The sequence below is a fragment of the Serratia sp. BNK-33-b genome (assembly GCF_048684565.1).
Classification (GTDB): Bacteria; Pseudomonadota; Gammaproteobacteria; order Enterobacterales; family Enterobacteriaceae; genus Serratia; species Serratia marcescens.
Genome location: NZ_JBLQTZ010000001.1, coordinates 5,052,193 through 5,073,181, shown reverse-complemented (window position 1 = coordinate 5,073,181; position 20,989 = coordinate 5,052,193). Strand labels below are relative to the sequence as shown.

At 59.8% G+C, this 20,989-nt stretch carries 24 protein-coding genes; 12 read left to right on the top strand and 12 right to left on the bottom strand.

Translation table 11 applies throughout. From position 1 onward, the window contains the following. Nucleotides 1–6: 6 nt before the first annotated feature. Nucleotides 7–246, bottom strand: coding sequence for a septal ring assembly protein ZapB (zapB, locus tag ACMGGK_RS24470; protein WP_004931092.1), 240 nt, complete (start codon nucleotides 244–246; stop codon nucleotides 7–9). 524 nt (nucleotides 247–770) lie between these two features. Here zapB and ACMGGK_RS24465 point away from each other — a divergent pair. The 3 genes from ACMGGK_RS24465 (at nucleotide 771) to glpX (ending at nucleotide 4,306) form a co-directional block, all read left to right on the top strand. Beyond that, nucleotides 771–1,616: an MIP/aquaporin family protein gene (locus ACMGGK_RS24465; protein ID WP_015379417.1), complete on the top strand. Its 846-nt coding sequence runs from the start codon at nucleotides 771–773 to the stop codon at nucleotides 1,614–1,616. 42 nt (nucleotides 1,617–1,658) lie between these two features. After that, complete coding sequence (glpK, locus tag ACMGGK_RS24460; RefSeq protein WP_004931097.1) at nucleotides 1,659–3,167, top strand: glycerol kinase GlpK; 1,509 nt, start codon at nucleotides 1,659–1,661, stop codon at nucleotides 3,165–3,167. Nucleotides 3,168–3,295: 128 nt separating this feature from the next. Then, nucleotides 3,296–4,306, top strand: coding sequence for a class II fructose-bisphosphatase (gene glpX, locus ACMGGK_RS24455; protein ID WP_016929713.1), 1,011 nt, complete (start codon nucleotides 3,296–3,298; stop codon nucleotides 4,304–4,306). Between the two features lie 30 nt (nucleotides 4,307–4,336). On the opposite strand, the gene emrD is transcribed toward glpX, so the two are convergent. Continuing rightward, the gene (emrD, locus tag ACMGGK_RS24450; protein ID WP_028128087.1) at nucleotides 4,337–5,521 is read right to left on the bottom strand and encodes a multidrug efflux MFS transporter EmrD; all 1,185 of its coding nucleotides are present in this window, start codon (nucleotides 5,519–5,521) and stop codon (nucleotides 4,337–4,339) included. 298 nt (nucleotides 5,522–5,819) lie between these two features. On the opposite strand from emrD, the gene ACMGGK_RS24445 reads away from it, so the two are divergent. Both ACMGGK_RS24445 and fpr read left to right on the top strand, forming a co-directional pair. Beyond that, nucleotides 5,820–6,431, top strand: coding sequence for a helix-turn-helix transcriptional regulator (locus ACMGGK_RS24445; protein ID WP_420277410.1), 612 nt, complete (start codon nucleotides 5,820–5,822; stop codon nucleotides 6,429–6,431). A gap of 3 nt (nucleotides 6,432–6,434) precedes the next feature. After that, nucleotides 6,435–7,181 (top strand): ferredoxin--NADP(+) reductase, encoded by a 747-nt coding sequence (fpr, locus tag ACMGGK_RS24440; protein ID WP_004931107.1) that lies wholly within the window; start codon nucleotides 6,435–6,437, stop codon nucleotides 7,179–7,181. Nucleotides 7,182–7,192: 11 nt separating this feature from the next. On the opposite strand, the gene ACMGGK_RS24435 is transcribed toward fpr, so the two are convergent. Next, nucleotides 7,193–7,612 (bottom strand): DUF805 domain-containing protein, encoded by a 420-nt coding sequence (locus tag ACMGGK_RS24435; protein WP_016929710.1) that lies wholly within the window; start codon nucleotides 7,610–7,612, stop codon nucleotides 7,193–7,195. A 199-nt stretch (nucleotides 7,613–7,811) separates the two neighbouring features. On the opposite strand from ACMGGK_RS24435, the gene ACMGGK_RS24430 reads away from it, so the two are divergent. Next, nucleotides 7,812–8,396, top strand: a complete 585-nt coding sequence (locus ACMGGK_RS24430; protein ID WP_016929709.1) for a DUF1454 family protein — start codon at nucleotides 7,812–7,814, stop codon at nucleotides 8,394–8,396. Between the two features lie 127 nt (nucleotides 8,397–8,523). Beyond that, on the top strand, nucleotides 8,524–9,291 hold the full coding sequence (tpiA, locus tag ACMGGK_RS24425; protein ID WP_004931113.1) for a triose-phosphate isomerase: 768 nt from the start codon (nucleotides 8,524–8,526) through the stop codon (nucleotides 9,289–9,291). Nucleotides 9,292–9,356: 65 nt separating this feature from the next. Here the strand turns inward: tpiA and ACMGGK_RS24420 are convergent, their stop codons facing one another. The 4 genes from ACMGGK_RS24420 to cpxP all read right to left on the bottom strand — a co-directional run bounded on the left by ACMGGK_RS24420 (nucleotide 9,357) and on the right by cpxP (nucleotide 13,241). Further along, on the bottom strand, nucleotides 9,357–10,346 hold the full coding sequence (locus tag ACMGGK_RS24420) for a sulfate ABC transporter substrate-binding protein (protein ID WP_028128085.1): 990 nt from the start codon (nucleotides 10,344–10,346) through the stop codon (nucleotides 9,357–9,359). Nucleotides 10,347–10,532: 186 nt separating this feature from the next. After that, entirely contained in the window at nucleotides 10,533–11,495 is a 963-nt protein-coding gene (gene pfkA, locus ACMGGK_RS24415) for a 6-phosphofructokinase (RefSeq protein WP_004931116.1), read from the bottom strand. Between the two features lie 231 nt (nucleotides 11,496–11,726). Beyond that, complete coding sequence (gene fieF, locus ACMGGK_RS24410; protein ID WP_033639141.1) at nucleotides 11,727–12,629, bottom strand: CDF family cation-efflux transporter FieF; 903 nt, start codon at nucleotides 12,627–12,629, stop codon at nucleotides 11,727–11,729. 132 nt (nucleotides 12,630–12,761) lie between these two features. Next, complete coding sequence (gene cpxP, locus ACMGGK_RS24405; RefSeq protein ID WP_016929705.1) at nucleotides 12,762–13,241, bottom strand: cell-envelope stress modulator CpxP; 480 nt, start codon at nucleotides 13,239–13,241, stop codon at nucleotides 12,762–12,764. A 148-nt stretch (nucleotides 13,242–13,389) separates the two neighbouring features. On the opposite strand from cpxP, the gene cpxR reads away from it, so the two are divergent. The 5 genes from cpxR (at nucleotide 13,390) to ACMGGK_RS24380 (ending at nucleotide 17,597) form a co-directional block, all read left to right on the top strand. Continuing rightward, the gene (gene cpxR, locus ACMGGK_RS24400; RefSeq protein WP_004931124.1) at nucleotides 13,390–14,088 is read left to right on the top strand and encodes an envelope stress response regulator transcription factor CpxR; all 699 of its coding nucleotides are present in this window, start codon (nucleotides 13,390–13,392) and stop codon (nucleotides 14,086–14,088) included. After that, nucleotides 14,085–15,479, top strand: coding sequence for an envelope stress sensor histidine kinase CpxA (gene cpxA, locus ACMGGK_RS24395; protein WP_015379421.1), 1,395 nt, complete (start codon nucleotides 14,085–14,087; stop codon nucleotides 15,477–15,479). Before cpxR ends, cpxA begins: the two co-directional genes overlap by 4 nt. A 43-nt stretch (nucleotides 15,480–15,522) precedes the next feature. Then, nucleotides 15,523–15,996 carry a tRNA (uridine(34)/cytosine(34)/5-carboxymethylaminomethyluridine(34)-2'-O)-methyltransferase TrmL gene (trmL, locus tag ACMGGK_RS24390; RefSeq protein WP_004931130.1) on the top strand — a complete coding sequence of 158 codons (474 nt, stop codon included), beginning with the start codon at nucleotides 15,523–15,525 and terminating at the stop codon, nucleotides 15,994–15,996. Nucleotides 15,997–16,047: 51 nt separating this feature from the next. Next, nucleotides 16,048–16,821 (top strand): CHAD domain-containing protein, encoded by a 774-nt coding sequence (locus ACMGGK_RS24385; RefSeq protein WP_420277407.1) that lies wholly within the window; start codon nucleotides 16,048–16,050, stop codon nucleotides 16,819–16,821. 104 nt (nucleotides 16,822–16,925) lie between these two features. Then, nucleotides 16,926–17,597 carry a DUF3313 domain-containing protein gene (locus ACMGGK_RS24380; RefSeq protein ID WP_063991313.1) on the top strand — a complete coding sequence of 224 codons (672 nt, stop codon included), beginning with the start codon at nucleotides 16,926–16,928 and terminating at the stop codon, nucleotides 17,595–17,597. A gap of 61 nt (nucleotides 17,598–17,658) precedes the next feature. On the opposite strand, the gene cysE is transcribed toward ACMGGK_RS24380, so the two are convergent. The 5 genes from cysE to ACMGGK_RS24355 form a co-directional block, all read right to left on the bottom strand. After that, nucleotides 17,659–18,480, bottom strand: a complete 822-nt coding sequence (gene cysE, locus ACMGGK_RS24375) for a serine O-acetyltransferase (protein WP_004931135.1) — start codon at nucleotides 18,478–18,480, stop codon at nucleotides 17,659–17,661. Nucleotides 18,481–18,586: 106 nt separating this feature from the next. Continuing rightward, the gene (gpsA, locus tag ACMGGK_RS24370; protein WP_016929701.1) at nucleotides 18,587–19,606 is read right to left on the bottom strand and encodes an NAD(P)H-dependent glycerol-3-phosphate dehydrogenase; all 1,020 of its coding nucleotides are present in this window, start codon (nucleotides 19,604–19,606) and stop codon (nucleotides 18,587–18,589) included. Next, complete coding sequence (secB, locus tag ACMGGK_RS24365) at nucleotides 19,606–20,076, bottom strand: protein-export chaperone SecB (protein ID WP_004931139.1); 471 nt, start codon at nucleotides 20,074–20,076, stop codon at nucleotides 19,606–19,608. Before secB ends, gpsA begins: the two co-directional genes overlap by 1 nt. Before the next feature lie 57 nt (nucleotides 20,077–20,133). Then, a complete protein-coding gene (gene grxC / locus ACMGGK_RS24360; RefSeq protein WP_004931142.1) occupies nucleotides 20,134–20,382 on the bottom strand; it encodes a glutaredoxin 3 in 249 nt (82 codons plus the stop codon). Nucleotides 20,383–20,410: 28 nt separating this feature from the next. Further along, nucleotides 20,411–20,845, bottom strand: coding sequence for a rhodanese-like domain-containing protein (locus ACMGGK_RS24355; protein ID WP_016929700.1), 435 nt, complete (start codon nucleotides 20,843–20,845; stop codon nucleotides 20,411–20,413). Between the last annotated feature and the right edge of the window lie 144 nt (nucleotides 20,846–20,989).

Genomic DNA, 20,989 nt, shown 5'->3' with positions numbered 1-20,989 from the left:
TGAGGATCAGACCTCTTCCATTTTGCCCAGCAGCGCGCGCAGGCGATCTTGCCATACGTGCTGTTCTTCTTTCAGCTGTTGGTTTTCGCGCACCAACGCTTCGTGGTTGCCGGAGGCAGCCTGAACTTCCTGCGACAGAGAGTTGTTTTTGTCTTTCAGCTCTTCAATTTCCATCTGCAACAAGGTGATGGTATCAATCGCCTGCTGTACTTTTGCTTCCAGTTTCTCAAATACTTCAAATGACATGCTTCAGTCCCCTCATGATAGCAAGGCGTACATCTATAAGTAGCGGCCGCAACATCGGCTGCAGCTACTGCGAATATTGCATCGCGCTCAGTGACGCGCGCCGTTACGAAAGGCGCGCCGGTCTCGATTCGTTAAAAACGATTGTAAGTAGCCAGTCTCCGCCTGTCTAGCAACATACCGGATCATCGCGCAGTCTGTTGCAATTTTCCTGCCCCCGCCATCAGCAAAAACTGAAAATCCCCATCGCCGCCGCCGCGAGTTGTTAACAACCCTCAGCAAACCACTGGTCAGATCACACTTTTATGGCTCAGAAAGAACACTAAACGACGCGAAATCGCTCAATTTTATGACGCGCCACACACATTTTGATTTCGCTATTTCTCGTTTATGTTCGTTAACGATAAATTTACATCACGTCCTTATTCAATAATTGGACGAGATGAAAAAAACTGTGCCCATAGGCCAGATCTCTACCCAACTGAGCCTATAAACCAACAACCGCCGTTTTGCAGGACAACAACATTATGAGCCAAACCACCAGTCCGACATTAAAAGGCCAGTGCATCGCCGAGTTCCTCGGCACGGCGCTGCTGATCTTCTTTGGCGTAGGCTGCGTTGCCGCGCTGAAACTGGCGGGCGCCAGCTTCGGCCAGTGGGAAATCAGCATCATTTGGGGCCTGGGCGTCGCCATGGCCATCTATCTGACCGCCGCCATTTCCGGTGCGCATCTCAACCCGGCGGTCACCCTCGCCCTGTGGCTGTTCGCCTGCTTCGACGGGCGCAAAGTGGTGCCTTACATCATTGCGCAGGTCGCCGGCGCCTTCTGCGCAGCGGCCCTGGTCTATGGGCTGTACTACAACCTGTTCTTCGACTTCGAAGCGGCCCACCACATGGTGCGCGGCAGCAACGAAAGCCTCGAACTGGCCGGCATCTTCTCGACTTACCCTAACGCGCACATCTCCGTCGGTCAGGCCTTCCTGGTAGAAATGGTGATCGCTGCAATCCTGATGTGCCTGATCCTGGCGCTGACCGACGACGGCAACGGCATTCCGCGCGGCCCGCTGGCGCCGCTGCTGATCGGTATTCTGATTGCCGTGATCGGCGCCTCCATGGGACCATTGACCGGCTTTGCGTTGAACCCGGCGCGTGACTTCGGGCCGAAACTGTTCGCCTACCTGGCCGGCTGGGGCAAAGTCGCCTTCACCGGCGCACGTGATATCCCGTACTTCCTGGTGCCGATCTTCGCCCCTATCGTCGGCTGTGGCCTGGGCGCTTTCGGTTACCGCGCGCTGATTGGCCGCCACCTGCCGTGCGACGTTTGCGTGACGGAGGAAGAGCCCGACGCCAAGACCCAGCAGCGTAAAGCATGATGGGTGCAGTTTTAAACGGTTAACAACAGCAGGATAATTACCATGACTGTAGAAAAAAAATACATTGTCGCACTCGACCAAGGGACCACCAGCTCACGCGCCGTCGTGCTCGATCACGACGCCAACATCGTTGCGGTATCGCAGCGCGAATTCCCGCAGATCTATCCAAAGGCCGGCTGGGTTGAGCACGACCCGATGGAGATCTGGGCGTCGCAAAGTTCGACGCTGGTAGAAGTGCTGGCGAAAGCCGACATCAATTCCGATCAGATCGCCGGCATCGGCATCACCAACCAGCGCGAAACCACCATCGTCTGGGAAAAAGAGACCGGCAAGCCGATTTACAACGCCATCGTTTGGCAGTGCCGCCGCACCGCCGACATCTGCGAGAAGCTCAAGCGCGACGGCCTGGAAGAGTACATCCGTCACAACACCGGCCTGGTGGTTGACCCGTACTTCTCCGGCACCAAGGTGAAATGGATCCTGGACAACGTCGAAGGCGCCCGCGAGCGCGCCAAACGCGGCGAACTGCTGTTCGGCACCGTCGACACCTGGCTGGTGTGGAAGATGACCCAGGGCCGCGTACACGTCACCGATTACACTAACGCCTCACGCACCATGATGTTCAACATCCACGAGCTGGACTGGGACGAACGCATGCTGGAAGTGCTGGACATTCCGCGCGCCATGCTGCCGAAAGTCCGTCCTTCCTCCGAGGTATACGGCCAGACCAACATCGGCGGCAAGGGCGGCACGCGTATTCCTATCGCCGGTATCGCCGGTGACCAGCAGGCGGCGCTGTACGGCCAGCTGTGCGTTCAACCGGGCATGGCGAAGAACACCTACGGCACCGGCTGCTTCCTGCTGATGAACACCGGCAAAGAAGCGGTACGGTCGAAAAACGGTCTGCTGACCACCATCGCCTGCGGCCCGCGCGGTGAAGTGAACTATGCGCTGGAAGGCGCGGTGTTCATCGGCGGCGCGTCTATCCAGTGGCTGCGCGACGAGCTGAAACTGATCAGCGACGCCGCCGACTCCGAATACTTCGCCACCAAGGTGAAAGACAGCAACGGCGTCTATGTGGTGCCGGCCTTCACCGGCCTGGGTGCGCCTTACTGGGATCCGTATGCTCGCGGCGCCATTTTCGGCCTGACCCGCGGCGCCAACAGCAACCACATCATCCGCGCCACGCTGGAATCCATCGCCTTCCAGACCCGTGACGTGCTGGACGCCATGCAGGCCGACGCCAACACCCGCCTGCAATCGCTGCGCGTGGACGGCGGCGCGGTCGCCAACAACTTCCTGATGCAGTTCCAATCCGATATTCTCGGCACCCGCGTAGAACGCCCTGAAGTGCGTGAATCGACGGCGCTGGGCGCGGCGTTCCTGGCGGGCCTGGCCATCGGCTACTGGAACGATCTGGATGAAGTGAAGAGCAAAGCGGTGGTTGAGCGTGAATTCCGCCCAAGCATCGAAACCACCGAACGCAACTACCGCTACAGCGGCTGGAAAAAAGCGGTGGCTCGCGCTCAGGCATGGGAAGATCACGAGTAATCCCGAAGTTGCCGTTTCGCCAACAAGCGCTGCCTGCGGGCGGCGCTTTTTTTTGCCCCGCCCTGCCGCCACCGCGCTGTGATAGACTTTGTCGATATTTTCTTCCCTTTCTCACAGACAGGTTTGCCATGAAACGTGAATTAGCCATCGAATTCTCCCGCGTTACCGAAGCCGCCGCGCTGGCGGGCTACAAATGGCTGGGGCGCGGCGACAAGAACGCCGCCGACGGCGCGGCGGTCCACGCCATGCGCATCATGCTCAACAAAGTGGATATCGATGGGCGCATTGTGATCGGCGAAGGCGAGATCGACGAAGCGCCGATGTTATATATCGGCGAGCAGGTCGGTACCGGCCAAGGCGACGCGGTCGACATCGCGGTCGATCCGATCGAAGGCACCCGCATGACCGCCATGGGCCAGTCCAACGCGCTGGCGGTATTGGCGGTGGGCGATCGCGGCACCTTCCTGCACGCGCCGGACATGTACATGGAGAAGCTGGTAGTCGGCCCGGCGGCGCGCGGCGCCATCGATCTCAACCGGCCGCTGGCGGAGAACCTGCAGAACGTCGCCGAACGACTGGGCAAACCGCTGTCGCAGCTGACGGTGATCGTATTGGCCAAACCGCGCCACGACGGCGTCATCGCGCAGATGCAACAGTTGGGCGTGCGAGTATTCGCCATTCCTGACGGCGACGTGGCGGCCTCCATTCTCACCTGCATGCCCGAAAGCGAGGTCGATGTGATGTACGGCATCGGCGGCGCGCCGGAAGGGGTGATCTCAGCCGCGGTGATCCGCGCGTTGGACGGCGACATGCAGGCGCGTTTGCTGCCGCGTCATGAGGTGAAAGGCGACAGCGCCGAAAACCGCCGCATCGGCGAACAAGAGTTGGCCCGCTGCCGGGAGATGGGTATCGAAGCCGGCCAGGCGCTGCGTCTGGATCAGATGGCGCGCAACGACAACGTGATCTTCTCCGCCACCGGCATCACCAAGGGCGATTTGCTGGAAGGCATCAGCCGCCAGGGCAACATGGCCACCACCGAAACGTTGCTGATCCGCGGCAAGTCGCGCACCATCCGCCGTATACGTTCGACCCACTATCTGGATCGCAAAGACCCGGCGCTGCACGAGTTTCTGCTGTAACGAAACAGGGCGCCGAATGGCGCCCTGTCGTTATGCGGTATGTCCTTGATGCTGCATACGATTGGACAGCGGCCACCAGCACAGCAGGATCAGCAGCGCCATCGCGAACATCAGCAAGCCGAGGCTGAACTGCCCGGTTTGCGGCAGCATGGCGGAAAGCCAGGTCGCCAGACCGGACCCCATGTTCTGCATGCCGCCTACCAATGCGCCCGCCGCGCCGGCCAGGTAAGGGAACGGCTCCATCGCCCCGGTGGTCGCCAGCGGGAACAGCATGCCGGCGCCGAAGAAGAACAATGCGGCCGGCACGATCAGCGTCCAGATGTTCATCACGCCGAACCAGCCCGGGATCCACATCATCGCCCCCGCCAGCAGGCAGCTAATCACCGAATGCCACATCAGCGTGTGGAAGGTCTTGCCGTCGCGCCCGGCGTACCAGGCGCCGAAAAACGCCGCCGGGATCGGCAGAATGAACAGGATGCTGACGGTCAGCCCACTCAGTCCCAACACGCCGCCCATCAACACGCCGCAGCTGGCCTCGAATACCGCAATCCCCGCCAGCGCGCCGATCAGCATCACCAGATAGCAGCTGAAGGTGCTGTCACCCAGCAACTGGCGGAAACTGGCCAGCATGCGACGTTTTTCCGTTTGCACCGGACGCGTTTCCGGTAGCCAGCGGAACATGGCGAAGGCGACGCAGGCGCACAGCCCCAGCAGGAAGGCGTAGCAGGCGCGCCAGCCGAACACCATCGCCAATGCGCCGCCGATCACCGGCGCCAGCAGCGGGCTGACCAAAATCCCCATGTTCAACAGGCTGTTGGCGTAGCGCAGTGCGGTGCCGGCATACAGATCGCGCGGCATGGTGCGCGCCATCACGCCCGCCACGCCGGTGCCCATGCCCTGAATCGCGCTGGCGGCAACCAGCATCGTCAGGTTGGTGGACAGCAGTGCGCCCAGCGCACCGACCAGGAAGATCATCATGCCGGTCAGGATCACCGGGCGACGCCCGATACGATCCGATATCGGCCCGTAAATCAGCTGGGAGAAACCGTAGGTCAGCAGATACGCCGCCATCACCCGTTGCACAGCGCCGGTGCGAACCGACAGATCGTGGGCGATATCAGCAATCACGGGAACATAAATGGTTTGCGCCATCTGGCCGACGGCGACCAACAGGATAAGCATCACCAGCAGGTGAAAATTCTCTAGTTTTCTCATTATCTTCGTTAACGTTTCAACTCGTCACAGCGTCCCGGTATGGCCGTTGCAGCAGCCAGAACGGCGAGCAGCCCTCTATGGCGGCATAAGCTAATCAAATCTGATTTTTTTAGCGAGTTTCAGACAAATATTGATCCAGGTCACACTGGCAGCAAACCCGACCAGGCTCGTAAATTAAACTGTACGTCTAACGCTTTGGGGGTAAAAATTAGCGCGTTTGCAGTAGCTGCGCTTTAGCATTTAATCGATAATTATTTTCATCAACTTGAAATAAAATAACACCATAGGGATTTGGTTCATGAAAACACCTGAGCTGATTTTATTGCAGTTAAAGGCTCTCGGCCCGCACTCGGCCAAAATGCTGGCGGAGCGTCTGGACATCACGCCGATGGGCATCCGACAACATCTGCAATCCCTGGAAAAACGTGAGTTGGTTTGTTACGAAGAAGCGCGCAGCAAGGTCGGCCGCCCGACGCGCTACTGGTCGCTGACAGCGCGAGGGCACGCTTTTGCGGCCGCCGATCAGGAACGGCTGCGGGCATCCGCGCTGCGGCTGTTTGGCGGCGCCGGCGTGGAACCGTTGCTGAGCGCGCGCGAAGAGCAGCTTTATCTGCGTTATGCCGAAGAGCTGTCCGCCGAGCGCAGCCACCAAGAGCGGTTAGCCCGATTGGTGCGTCTGCGGCAACATGACGGTTACATGGCCGAATTGCTCGACCATCCGTACGGTGCGCTGTTGGTGGAAAACCACTGTCCGATCGGCGTGGCCAGTTCCAACTGCAGCAGCCTGTGCAATTCCGAGCTGCAGCTGTTTCACCGCCTGTTCGGCAACGACTACCGGATAGAGCGCACCACGCACGCCATTTCCGGCTCACGACATTGTGCTTATTTGATTCGACCACGGGAGCTTTAGAGTATGGCTGAATGGGTAAACGGCAAGGTTACGCAGGTAAAACAATGGACCGACGGGCTGTTCAGCCTGGTGGTCAATGCCCCCATCGATCCTTTCACCGCCGGGCAATTCGCCAAACTGGCGCTGGAGATCGACGGCGAACGAGTGCAACGCGCTTACTCCTACGTCAATGCCCCCGATGACGCCAACCTGGAGTTCTATCTGGTGACGGTGCCGGAAGGCAAACTGAGCCCACGCCTCAATCAGCTGCGGCCAGGGTCGGATGTCATGGTGACCAAAGAAGCGGCCGGCTTCTTCGTGCTGGATGAGGTGCCCGACTGCGACACGCTGTGGATGCTGGCGACCGGCACCGCCATCGGCCCCTATTTATCGATTCTGCAGCAAGGCGTCGGCCTGGAACGCTTTAACAACCTGGTGCTGGTGCACGCCGCGCGTTTTGCGCGCGATCTGAGCTACCTGCCGCTGATGCAGCAATTGCAGCAACGCTACAACGGCAAGCTGCGCATCCAGACCGTCGTCAGCCGCGAAGAAACGCCCGGTTCACTGACCGGCCGCGTGCCGGCGCTGATCGAGGACGGCCGGCTGGAAGCGGCGATCGGCTTGACCATCGACGCCGAAACCAGCCACGTGATGCTGTGCGGCAACCCGCAGATGGTGCGGGACACCCAGCAAACGCTGAAAGACCATCGCCAGATGCGCAAACACCTGCGCCGCAAACCGGGCCACATCACCAGCGAACACTACTGGTAACCCAAAGGGGATCAGCGGAACTTCACCGGTTCGGCTTCCGGGCCGAACCGATTGTCTCCCGGCGTGCCGACGAAGGCGCCCAGATCGATCATCATCATCACGATAATCAGCGTCGGGATGAAACGCCCGACGCCCCATTGCCAGATCGGCGCCAGCATTTGCCAGTTGCCCGCCGCCAGCATCCACGCCAGGATCAGCAGCAGCGCCCACCAGCCAGCCTTGTTGCGATCGTGCAGACGTTTGACCAGCACCGCCGCCGTCGGCCACAGCAGCGCCACGATAAAGAAGGCGATGGATTGGATGGCGATCAATTGATAATTGGCCAGCGTAAACGCCGCCGCCATCAGCACCAGCCACAGCCCCATCCAGATCCAGAAGTCGCGCCGCCCGATGCGGCCCTTAAAAGAAAAACACCACTGTTGTAACGTCATCGATTCCTGCGCTCTAAGCCTGCCCATATTCTGCGCCGCAGTGTAACATAGGCGCTGCCGGGCCGAGTTTTCCGCCTTGCATAACGCGGTGCGCCGCACAGCTTTCTCGTCAGCGAACCGATAATGGCGCGGGATCTTTGACAAGGCCCGCGAGTTATCGCTTTAATCGGAGCCATCTTTGTCCTTGATGCCATACGCCATGCTGAGAAAAACCCTCGTCATTGCCTGTCTGTTGCAGGCCGCCGCCAGCGCCTGGGCCAATCCGCCGCCCGCCGATGCAACGCCCGCCGCACCTTACCTGCTGGCCGGCGCACCGACGTTCGATCTGACGGTGGTCAAATTCCGCGAAAAATACAATCGCGACAACCCGAAGCTGCCGATTGGCGAATTCCGCGCCATTCCGGCCACCGAAGACGATTCGCCGCTGCTGACGCGCGCCGCCAGCAAACTCAACGAAAACCTGTATGCCTCCACCGCGCTGGAGAAAGGCACCGGCAAAATCAAAACGTTGCAGATCACTCACCTGCCGCTGCAACAGGCCAATGAAGAAAAAGCCGCGCGCGCCATCGCCATCAACTACATGGCGGCGCTGATGCGCCAGTTCGAACCGGCGTTGACGGTGGAGCAGAGCCAGAACAAGGTGAACAGCCTGCTGGAAAAAGGCAAAGGGTCGCGCTTTTACCAACAGCAGGTCGGCGCCATTCGCTATGTCGTCTCGGACAACGGTGATAAAGGCGTAACCTTCGCGGTTGAACCGATTAAGCTGGCGCTTTCCGAGCCGTAACGGCGCGGCATTTAATGACGAAAAGCAAAGCCTTCGCGCTTAATGATCTCTATACTGTTGGGCAGGTAAACTGCCGGTCCGGCAGTTGTCATTTCGACTCTCGCGTTCCCTAGTTGGAGGAAAAAACATGCGTCATCCATTAGTTATGGGTAACTGGAAGCTTAACGGCAGCACTCACATGGTCAACGAACTGATCGCCGGTCTGCGCAATGAGCTGAGCAGCGTTGACGGCTGTGGCGTCGCCATCGCCCCGCCGGTGATGTATCTGGATCAGGCCAAGCACGCGCTGGCCGGCAGCCGCATCGCGCTGGGCGCGCAGAACGTGGACGTTAACCTGTCCGGCGCCTTCACCGGTGAAGTTTCCGCCAACATGCTGAAAGACGTCGGCGCCCAGTACATCATCATCGGCCACTCCGAGCGTCGCACCTACCACAAAGAAAGCGACGAAGTCATCGCCGAGAAATTCGCCGTGCTGAAAGAAGCCGGCCTGATCCCGGTGCTGTGCATCGGTGAAACCGAAGCGGAAAACGCCGCGGGCAAAACTGAAGAAGTGTGCGCGCGCCAGATCGACGCCGTGCTGAAAACGCTGGGCGCACCGGCGATGAAAGGCACCGTGATCGCCTATGAGCCGGTCTGGGCCATCGGTACCGGCAAATCCGCCACCCCTGCGCAGGCGCAGGCCGTGCACAAATTTATCCGCGATCACATCGCCAAGCACGATGCCGCGGTTGCCGCTGAAATCATCATCCAGTACGGCGGTTCGGTGAACGACAAGAACGCCGCAGAGCTGTTCTCCCAGCCGGACATCGATGGCGCGCTGGTTGGCGGCGCCTCGCTGAAAGCCGACGCTTTCGCCGTGATCGTCAAAGCCGCCGCAGCAGCGAAAAAAGCCTGATTGCCCTAGGCTTGCCATAAAAAAACCCCGGCTTGCCGGGGTTTTTTATTGCCACTTAAACGGCATCAACGTTTGCTGATTTCGTCGAATACGCCGCCGGTGGCGAAGTGCACCTTCTGCGCTTCGGTCCAGCCGCCGAAAGTGTCATCCACGGTGAACAACTTCAGCTGCGGGAACTGCCCGGCGAACTTGGCCGCCACCGCCGCATCGCGCGGGCGATAATAGTTCTGCGCCGCAATAGTCTGCCCTTCCGGTGAATACAGATACTTCAGGTAGGCGGTCGCCACCTCGCGGGTACCGCGTTTATCGACCACCTTATCCACCACCGACACCGTCGGTTCGGCCAGGATCGATTCGCTCGGCGTAATAATCTCGAACTTGTCTTTGCCCAGCTCTTTCTCCGCCAGCAGCGCTTCGTTTTCCCAGGCGATCAACACGTCGCCGATGCCGCGCTCAACGAAGGTGTTGGTCGAGCCGCGCGCGCCGGAATCCAACACCTCAACGTTCTTGTACAGGTTTTTGACGAAGTCCTGCGCCTTGGCCTTATCGTTGTTATTGTGATGCAACGCGTAGCCCCAGGCGGCCAGGTAGTTCCAGCGGGCGCCGCCGGAAGTTTTCGGATTCGGAGTGATCACCGACACGCCCGGCTTGATTAAATCAGGCCAGTCATGAATCTGTTTCGGGTTGCCTTTGCGCACCAGGAAGACGATGGTCGAGGTGTAAGGCGCCGAGTTGTCCGGCAGGCGTTTGATCCAGTCTTTCTCGATGCGGCCGCGTTCGGCGATAGCGTCGACGTCATAGGCCAGCGCCAGCGTCACCACGTCAGCCTCGATGCCGTTGATCACCGAGGTCGCCTGTTTGCCGGAACCGCCGTGCGACTGGCGCACCGTCACCTTGTCGCCGGTTTCCGCCTGGTAGTGCTTGCTGAACGCCGTGTTGTAAGCCTGATAGAACTCACGCGTCGGATCGTATGACACGTTCAGCAACTGAATATCCTTCGCCATGGCGCCGGACGCCAACAGCACCAATGTCAGACCTACACCCCATTTACGCATCGACAGGCTCTCCCAGAAAATTAAGCGCAACCTCAATCGGTTGATTTAGCATCAGAGCCTGCCAGAAACTTTCCCGGCAACTAAAGAATAAAAAATTTTGGGATAGATGATTCTGGAATATGTCACCGGCGAGCATAAAAAAGCCCCCAGGAGCGGAGGCTTTTTTGTCGTGCGGTGAGCGGCGTATCAGTACAGCTTTTTCGCCGTTTCCAGCCAGTCGCCCTTGAACGGACGCTTCATGTTTTCGATCGCGTCGATGATGTCGTGGTGCACCATTTTTTCGTTCTGGATACCGACGCAGCGGCCGCCGTACCCCTGCAGCAGCAGTTCGATGGCGTAGGCGCCCATGCGCGAGGCCAGGATGCGGTCATAGGCGACCGGCGAACCGCCGCGCTGAATGTGGCCCAGCACGGTGGCGCGGGTTTCACGCTTGGTTTCCTGCTCAATGTGGCGCGCCAGCTCATCGATGTCGCAGATGTGCTCGGTGATCGCCACGATGGCGTGTTTTTTGCCTTTGGCGATACCGGCCTTGATTTCGCACACCAGATCTTCGCGGTTGAATTCGATTTCAGGCAGCACGATGAACTCGCAGCCGCCGGCAATCGCCGCCGCCAGCGTCAGATCGCCGCAGTAACGGCCCATCACTTCCACGATAGAGATACGCTGGTGCGACGAGGAGGTATCGCGCAGGCGGTCGATCGCTTCCACCACGGTTTCCAGCGCGGTGAAGTAACCGATGGTGTAGTCGGTACCGGCGACATCGTTATCGATGGTGCCCGGCAGACCGATGCACGGGAAGCCTTCTTCCGTCAGGCGTTTGGCGCCCATGTAGGAACCGTCGCCGCCGATCACCACCAGCGCGTCGATGCCGCGATTCTTCAGGTTTTCAATCGCCTTGGCGCGCACGTTTTCATCCCTGAATTCCGGGAAGCGGGCCGAGCCGAGGAAGGTGCCGCCGCGGTTGATCATGTCGGACACGCTATAACGGTCCAGCTGCTCCATGCGATCTTCGTACAAGCCAAGGTAGCCATCGTAAATACCAAAAACTTCCAGACCTTCTGAAAGCGCAGAACGCACAACGCCGCGGATTGCAGCGTTCATACCCGGCGAATCACCGCCGCTCGTCAGTACACCGATTTTCTTGATCATGACTACCTCTGAACTGTGTAGATGCAATTTCTTAAGAATTCTGTCTCCGCCGCTCGTCTTGAAACCTCTCCGGCTGCAGAAAACCAGCTTTATGGCTTATTGCTGGATATTATATCAAAAACACCCAGCTGAATTGATTCAAGTCACGCAATATAACGGTTAAAACACCGCATGGCACGCTGAGCTAACTCAGATATTCATGATAATACTTCGATCTGTGCCTCTATCTGATTATAGCTCCCAATGCCCCTGCCTACCCGGCGGCACCACGGAGCATGGATCCAGGTGAATGATGACGTCCGCCCCCGCAAAACGGTGCCGCAACGCCTGTTCCACCTGATCGGCCAACCGATGCGCCTCGCGCAGCGGCAGCGTGTCGTCCATCTCAAGATGCAGTTGGATAAAACGCGTCGGCCCTGACTGCCGCGTGCGCAGATCGTGCGCGCCTTTCACCCCGGGCCAGGAGGAAACCACGGCGATAATCGCCTGGCGCTCGTCATCCGGCAACGCCCGATCCAACAGCGACTGCACCGCTTCGTAGCCCATGCGCAGCGCGCTATACAGGATGTAAACGCCGATGCCCAGCGCAAACAGCGCATCCGCCCGCTGGAAGCCGTACCAGCTTAGCCCAAGAGCGATAAGAATAGCACCATTCATCATGACATCTGACTGATAATGCAGCATATCTGCGCGCACGGCTTGGCTGCGCGTTTTTCTGACCACCCAGCGTTGATAGGTGACCAGCATCAGGGTGCTGACTAACGCGATCACCGTCACGACGACCCCAACGCCGGGATCGCGCAGCGTTTGCGGCGCATACAGATGCTGGAAGCCGGTGAGAAACAGAAACAGGGCGGAACCGGAAATAAACATGCTTTGCGCCAGCGCCGCCAGCGACTCCGCTTTGCCGTGGCCGAAGGTGTGCTCGGCATCGGCCGGCTGCAGCGAATAGCGCACCACCAGAAGGTTGGTCAGCGATGCCGCGATATCGACCAGCGAATCCACCAGCGCCGCCAGCAGACTGACAGAACCGGTGTGGTACCAGGCGACGATTTTGATCAACAACAGCGACGACGCCAGCGCGGTAGCGGCCAACGCAGCGGACTTTACCAGGCGTGCATAGCGCTGTTCCATTGAGGGATCCCGGTCAAAAGGTATGGCGCTCAATATAGCGAAATGTCGGATAAAAAAAACCCCGCCATCATGGCGGGGAAGACAGGGATGGTGTCTATGGCAAGGAAAAACAGGGGACTACTCAGTCGTACTTCACTTCTGGGCAGAAGCTTGCTGCAAACCAGAAATTTGCTGCTCCATCTGCTGCATGCGCTGCTGATGTTTCTGGTCTAAAACACTTTTTTGCTCTGGCGTCAGCAGGTTATACATTTGGTTGCGCACCCGGGCCATTTCGACCTGGCGCTTGACCTGCTGTTGGGCCATCTTTTCCGCCTGGGCATACACGGCGGCTTCGTCAAATTTCTCTGCGGTCACCAGTTTATGCATGGCTTCCATTTCAGCTACATTGACACCAGGCAGATCGTGCCGGGCCTGGCGCATCAAATCGCGCATTTGCTGGCGCTGCTGTTCGCTGAGGCTGACACCGTCGAACATATGGTGCTGGCCGGGTACTCGGGTCATCGCGTCGTTGCCGGGAGGTTGAGCTGTGTCCGGTATAGTGTCGGCAGCGAAGGCAGCGGTCGAACCAATTGCCAGCAGTGATGCCATAACTAATGCGGTCACCTTACGCATTTCAACTCCTCAAGCTTTCTCACTTTGCGAATCAACGAGGAGCAGTGTACCGCCACACCTGAAAACCTGCGTCAGTGCATGTAAAACTACGTAAAGTCATGGAATGGCAACAGTTGATGACGTATTTTGCGTCTGGAGGTAAATCATAATGAACAAGATTCTGTTAGTTGACGACGACCGCGAGTTGACCTCGCTGTTAAAAGAACTGCTTGAAATGGAAGGTTTTAATATCGTCGTCGCGCACGATGGCGAGCAGGCGTTGTCGCTGCTGGACAGCTCCGTCGATCTGCTGCTGCTCGACATCATGATGCCGAAGAAAAACGGCATCGATACGTTGAAAGAACTGCGCCAACATCACCAGACGCCGGTCATCATGCTGACCGCGCGCGGCAGCGAACTGGACCGCGTGTTGGGCCTGGAGCTGGGCGCCGATGATTACCTGCCGAAACCCTTCAACGATCGCGAACTGGTCGCGCGCATTCGCGCCATTCTGCGCCGTTCCAACTGGAGCGAACAGCAGCAGCAGGTCGACAGCGGCGCCCCGACGCTGGATGTCGATGGCCTGCAGCTGAACCCCGGCCGCCAGGAGGCCAGCTTCGACGGCCAGGTGCTGGATCTGACCGGCACCGAGTTCACCCTGCTGTATCTGCTGGCGCAGCATCTCGGCCAGGTGGTATCGCGCGAACTGCTGAGCCAGGAAGTGCTGGGCAAACGCCTGACCCCGTTCGATCGCGCCATCGACATGCATATCTCCAACCTGCGGCGTAAGCTGCCGGATCGCAAAGACGGGCATCCGTGGTTCAAAACCCTGCGCGGGCGTGGTTATTTGATGGTATCTGCGACATGATCAACAGTTTGACGGCACGCATCTTCGCCATTTTCTGGTTCACGTTAGCCCTGGTGCTAATGCTGGTGCTGATGGTGCCCAAGCTCGACTCCCGCCAGATGACCTCATTGCTCGACAGCGAGCAGCGGCAGGGGTTGATGCTGGAACAGCACGTCGAGGCCGAGTTGCAAAACGATCCGGCCAACGATCTGATGTGGTGGCGCCGCCTGTTCCGCGCCATCGACAAATGGGCGCCGCCGGGCCAGCGCCTGCTGCTGGTCACCAGCGAAGGCCGGGTGATCGGCGCGCAGCGCAACGAAATGCAGATCGTCCGCAACTTCATCGGCCAATCCGACAACTCGGATCATCCCAAGAAGAAAAAGTACGGCCGCGTCGAGCTGGTCGGGCCGTTCGCGGTGCGCGACGGCGAAGACAACTACCAGCTGTACCTGATCCGTCCCGCCAACAGCCCGCAATCCGATTTCATCAACCTGATGTTCGACCGGCCGCTGCTGCTGCTGATCGTCACCATGCTGATCAGCGCCCCGCTGCTGCTGTGGCTGGCCTGGAGCCTGGCGAAACCGGCTCGCAAGCTGAAGAACGCCGCCGATGACGTGGCGCGCGGCAACCTGAAGCAGCATCCAGAACTGGAGGCCGGCCCGCAGGAGTTCCTGGCCACCGGCGCCAGCTTCAACCAGATGGTCAGCGCGCTGGAACGCATGATGAACGCCCAGCAACGGCTGATCTCGGACATCTCGCACGAGCTGCGCACGCCGCTGACTCGCCTGCAGCTGGCCACCGCGCTGATGCGCCGCCGCCACGGCGAAGGCCACGAGCTGGCGCGCATCGAAACCGAAGCGCAACGGCTGGATTCGATGATCAACGATCTGCTGGCGCTATCGCGCGGGCAGCAGAAGGGCGAGCTGGCGCGCGAGCAGTTGAAGGCCAACGAACTGTGGGCCGACGTGCTGGATAACGCCCGTTTCGAAGCCGAACAGATGGGCAAGCAGTTGGAGATCGCTGCGCCGCCCGGCCCGTGGACGCTGTTCGGCAACGCGAGCGCGCTGGACAGCGCGTTGGAAAACATCGTGCGCAACGCCCTGCGGTATTCACACACCCGCATCGCCGTGGCGTTCAGCGCCGACAATCAGGGCGTGACCATCCAGGTTGACGACGACGGCCCGGGCGTCAGCGCCGAAGATCGCGAGCAGATCTTCCGTCCGTTCTACCGCACCGATGAGGCGCGCGACCGTGAGTCCGGCGGCACCGGCCTTGGCCTGGCTATCGTCGAGGCGGCGGTCAATCAGCATCGCGGCTGGGTGAAGGCCGAAGACAGCCCGCTTGGCGGTCTGCGGCTGGTGCTGTGGCTGCCGCTGCATCATCAACGCCTATCGTCTAAGACAGAACAGTAAGAGTTTGCTATCCTGCGCCCCTCGTTCACGAGGGGCCTGCAACATGCTGAACATCGTTTTATTTGAACCCGAAATTCCACCCAATACCGGCAATATCATCCGCCTGTGCGCCAATACCGGCTTTAATCTGCACCTGATCGAACCGCTGGGTTTCCCGTGGGACGACAAGCGCCTGCGCCGCGCCGGGCTGGACTATCATGAGTTCACCCGCGTTAGCCGTCATGCCGATTACGCCGCCTTTCTCGCCGCCGAAAACCCGCAGCGGCTGTTTGCCCTCACCACCAAGGGCACGCCGGCGCACAGCGCCGTCAGCTACCAGGCCGGCGACTACCTGCTGTTCGGCCCGGAAACGCGCGGGTTGCCTGCCGACATCCTCGATGCGCTGCCTGCGCAGCAAAAAATTCGCATCCCGATGCAGGCGCAAAGCCGCAGCATGAACCTGTCGAATGCCGTATCGGTAGTGGTGTATGAAGCCTGGCGGCAGCTGGACTATGCCGGTGCGCTGATCAAGGCATAATTCGCGACGTCGCGCCATACTGGAAAGGTTAACCCCTTCCAGGCACGGCACATGGCTTTCGTCGCAGAGATTGTCACCCAGTTTCGCCGGCTCGAATCGGCGCTGAACGAGGCGCTGTTGCGGCTGCAACAGGCGCAAGACAGCGAAGCGTTGCATGACTTGCGCGTCTGCCTGCGCCGCATTCGCAGCCTGCTGCGTCCGTTGCGCGGCTGCCCCGGCGCAACCCGGCTCGATCGGGACGCCGCCGAATTAGGCAAGCTCACGACGCCGCTGCGCGATCTCGAGGTGCTGATCGCCGAGCTGGCGCGTCATCGCCTCGACTGGCAGGCCAACGCGCGCCAGAGCGAACTTCAGGCCCGCTGCCGTCAACTGCTCGCTCATCCGCAGCTCATCGGCTTTCCCTCGCTTTTGCACGGCTGGCCGCGCCGCTTTCGCCGCACCGCGCGGCGCGGCGCCAAACACCGCCTGAATAGACGCCTGCAGCGCCAGCAGCGGCAATTGCGCCGGGCATTGGCCGATACCGGCTACGATCGCCATCGCCTGCGGCTGCTGATAAAACGCCTGCGTTACGCGGCTGAAGCCTATCCGCAGCGCCTTCCCCTCTCTCCCGCCGCGATGGCGAGCCTGAAAGCGGCGCAAAACGCCCTCGGTGACTGGCACGATCGGGAGATCTGGTGCCTGCAGGCAGAACATCAGGCGGATCTCTGGCCCTTGTTGCCCCGGTGGCAAGCTGAGCAACGCCAGGCGCTGGTCAGAGCGGACGCCTTGCTCGCCGCCTTATCACCGGCACTGGCGGCGAAAACCGGCGGCGCATCACGATCCTGAAAAAAGGCCGCAGCAGGGCACGCCCGGCCCCGAAAATGCCCGATGAGGCGCAGATAATGCGCTATGTTTTGTAAGGGTAATCACCACTCATCATAGGAAACCACATGAAAAAACAACGCTTGAGCGTTGCCATGGCCGTTCTGGCAGCGGGCCTGTTGCTGGCGGGCTGTTCGTCCAAAGTCACCCAAACGTCGCAATATTCGGGCTTCTTGTCCGATTACAGCAAACTGCAGGAAACCACCTCACCAAGCGGTCATAAAACGCTGCGCTGGGTAGATCCAAGCTACAAGGAATCCAACTATCGCGGCATCTATTTCCAACCGGTAGTCTATTTCCCGGCGGAGAAACCCACGGCGCGCGTCAGCCAGGACACGCTGAACAAGATTAAGGCCTACGCGACCCAGCGAATCAAAACCGCGCTGCAGAACCGCTTTACCATTCTGCCAAGCCCTACGGGCTCGCGCGTTCTGGTGGCCAAACTCGCCATCACCGCCGTTTCGGCCGAAAACGAAGACATGAAGTTCTATGAGGTGGTGCCGGTCGCGGCGGTGGTTGCCAGCACTATGGCGGCTACCGGGCACCGGACGCAAAATACCGCGCTGTATATCGAAGGCGAGCTGATTGACCAGGATACCGGTAAAACGGTGATGGAAGTGGTACGCAAGGCCTACGGTAAAACCGTCAACAACGACAGCACGCCGGTCACGGCGGATGACGTCAAGGCGGCGATCGACGACATCGTTACCGATATCACCAACTTCCCTAAGCAGGGCTGACCGCCGCCTGAAAAACACAGGGGGAGCCGAAGCTCCCCCTGAATGGATACGCAAACGGCGTTCAAATGCCGTCGCCGTACTCGAAGCCGTGATTGGTGCCGTTGAAGTATTGGTCCATATCCATCGACGGCGTATCGCTCTCCGGCCGCCCGACGATGCGCGCCGGCACGCCGGCGGCGGTGGTGTGCGGCGGTATCGCCTGCAAGACCACCGAGCCCGCGCCGATCTTCGCGCCCTTGCCCACTTCGATATTGCCGAGAATTTTGGCGCCTGCGCCAATCATCACCCCTTCACGGATTTTCGGATGACGGTCGCCGCTGGTTTTACCGGTACCGCCCAGGGTGACCGACTGCAGGATAGAGACGTTGTTCTCCACCACCGCCGTTTCACCGATCACGATGCCGGTGGCGTGGTCGAGCATGATGCCGCAACCGATGGTCGCCGCCGGGTGGATGTCCACGCCGAAGGCGACGGAAATTTGATTTTGCAGGTAGATCGCCAGCGCCTGCCGCCCTTGCTGCCACAGCCAGTGACCGATGCGGTAAGCCTGCAGCGCATGGAACCCCTTCAGGTAAAGCAGCGGCGTGGAGTATTTATCGACCGCCGGGTCGCGCAGGCGCACCGCGAGGATATCGCGCGCCGCCGAAACGATCATCTGGTTGTCAGACTTGTAGGCCTCTTCCACCACCTCGCGCACCGCGATGGCGGGCATGATCGGCGTGGCCAGCTTGTTGGCCAGCATATAGCTGAGCGCGCTGCCCAGATTCTCATGCTTGAGCAACGTCGCATGGAAAAAGCTGGCCAGCATCGGTTCACAATCAGCCAGTGCTCGCGCTTCTGATTTAATGCTGTTCCAGACCTGTTCCAACTCTTCTGACGACATCACATACCCCTTTACCTTGCCAAACGGGCCGCTTCACACGGTAGCGCGAAGCGGCCCAGGTCATTTGCGGGGTCAGCATTCAGCTGCCCCGACATATCGTTTTATGTCACGCGCTGGGTTTTTCGTCCTTTCGGGCTCGCCCCAGCAGGCTCAGCGCCGCTTCGCGGGCGTCCTTGTGGCAGTAAAGCACCTGATAAATCTGTTCGGTGATCGGCATTTCCACACCGTGCCGCTGCGCCAACGCCAACACCTCTTTGGTATTGCGATAGCCCTCGACCACCTGACCGATACTGTCCTGCGCTTCCTGCACGCCTTTACCCTGCCCCAGCATAATGCCGAAGCGACGGTTGCGCGACTGGTTGTCCGTGCAGGTTAGCACCAGATCCCCCAGCCCCGCCATGCCCATGAACGTCGAAGGATCGGCGCCCAGCGCAGAACCCAGACGGCTCATTTCCGCCAGCCCGCGTGTAATCAACGCGGTACGGGCGTTGGCGCCGAAACCGATGCCGTCGGACATGCCGGCGCCGATGGCGATCACGTTCTTCACCGCGCCGCCAAGCTGCACGCCGATGAAGTCGGGATTGCTGTAGACGCGGAAGCTCTTGCCGCAGTGCAGCAGCTGTTGCAGATCGTCGGCGAACTGCGCATCGGTCGCCGCCAGCGCGATCGCCGTCGGCAGGCCGGCGGCCAGCTCTTTGGCGAACGTCGGCCCGGAGAGCACCGCCAGCGGGATCGTCTCGCCCAGCGCCTCACGCGCCACGTCCTGCAGCAACCGACCAGTTTCCGCTTCCAATCCCTTGGTGGCCCACACGATGCGGGCGTCCGGGCGCAGATGCGGCTTCAGCTGGCGCAGCACGTCGCCGAACACGTGGCTCGGCACCACCACCAGCACGTCGCGGCTGGCGGCCAGCGCACGCGCCAAATCGGCTTCAAGCAGCAGGGTATCGGGGAAGGGAACGTCGGGCAGAAACGCCTGATTGCAGCGATCGTGCTGCAACGTTTGAATTTGCGCGGGGTTGTGCCCCCACAGCACCACGGAATGGCCGTTACGCGCCAGCGTAATGGCCAATGCGGTGCCGTACGAGCCGGCACCGATAACAGTCATTGAAGCATTGACGGTGTTCATCAGGCATCCTGATGTGGTGCGGCACCTTCGCCTTCCGCCTGCTGCTGCAGATAGTTCATGAACAGCGCGTCAAAGTTGACCGGTGCCAGGTTCAGCTGCGGGAAGGTGCCGCGGGAAACCAGGCTGGTGATGCACTCGCGCGCATACGGGAACAGGATGTTCGGGCAGTATGCGCCCAGGCAATGCGCCAGCTGCGTGCCTTCGATGCCTGCTACCGAGAAGATGCCCGCCTGTTGCACTTCGCACAGGAACGCCGTCTCTTCGCCCAAGGTCGCCGTCACGGTTACGCGCAGTACCACTTCATACACTTCGTCAGCCAGCTGGCTGGACGCGGTATCCAGATCAAGTTTAACTTCCGGCTGCCATTCCTGCTGGAAAACCTGCGGCGCGTTCGGCGCTTCGAAGGAGATATCCTTGGTATAGATACGTTGGATCTGGAAAGCCATTTCGGTGCTGTTTTGTTCTGACATGTGAGTAATACCCTTGGTTAAACGTCCTTATTGACACTCGGTGAACCGGCAAGCTGCTTAAAGCAGCGGATCCAGGCCGCCGCGAGCATCGAGTTCATATAAATCATCACAGCCGCCGATATGCCGGCCGTCGATGAAAATCTGCGGCACGGTAGTGCGCCCGCTGCGCTCGATCATCACTTCGCGCTTGGCGTTATCGCCGTCGATGGCGATCTCGTTAAACGCCGCGCCCTTGCTGTTCAACAGCGCCTTGGCGCGATGGCAGAACGGACAGGTCGCTTTGGTGTAGATATCAATGTTAGCCATGGATTGCCACCTCAAATAGGTTAAACGGTTACTTACCGCGCACCAGCGGCAGGTTTTCTCCGCTCCAGCCGGCGATACCGTCTTTCAGCATCGTCACCTTTTCAAAACCGGCCTTGCTCAGGTTCTCCGCCGGCTCGCGGGAGGCGGTGCCGTTGGCGCATACGACGATGATCGGCTGCGCTTTGTGTTTTTCCAGCTCGCCCAGGCTGCCGCTTTTGATTTCGCTGGCGGTCAGGTTAATGGCGCTGGCCAGGTGACCACGGCGGAAATCGTCGCGGCTGCGGGTGTCGACCACCACGGCTTCTTCTTTGTTGATCAGGCGGATAGCTTCACCGCGGGCGATCTCTTTGACCTTGGAGAAACGGCTTTTGAAAGTCATGACGATCACGGCGACCAGCAGAGCGATCCAAGCCAGGCTCAGAATCGGGTGTCTGCTTACGAATGGCATAATTTCTTGCAGCATGGGGTGTAACAACTCCCGTCAGTTAAGGGATAAATAAGTCAAGGTTCCAGAGTATACCTGCCGAGTGCGGCAAATACAGCCAATAAGCAAGCGCGATTGTAGAAACTGCGGGCTGCGCTGAGAAATTCCCGAGGTCAGAGCATA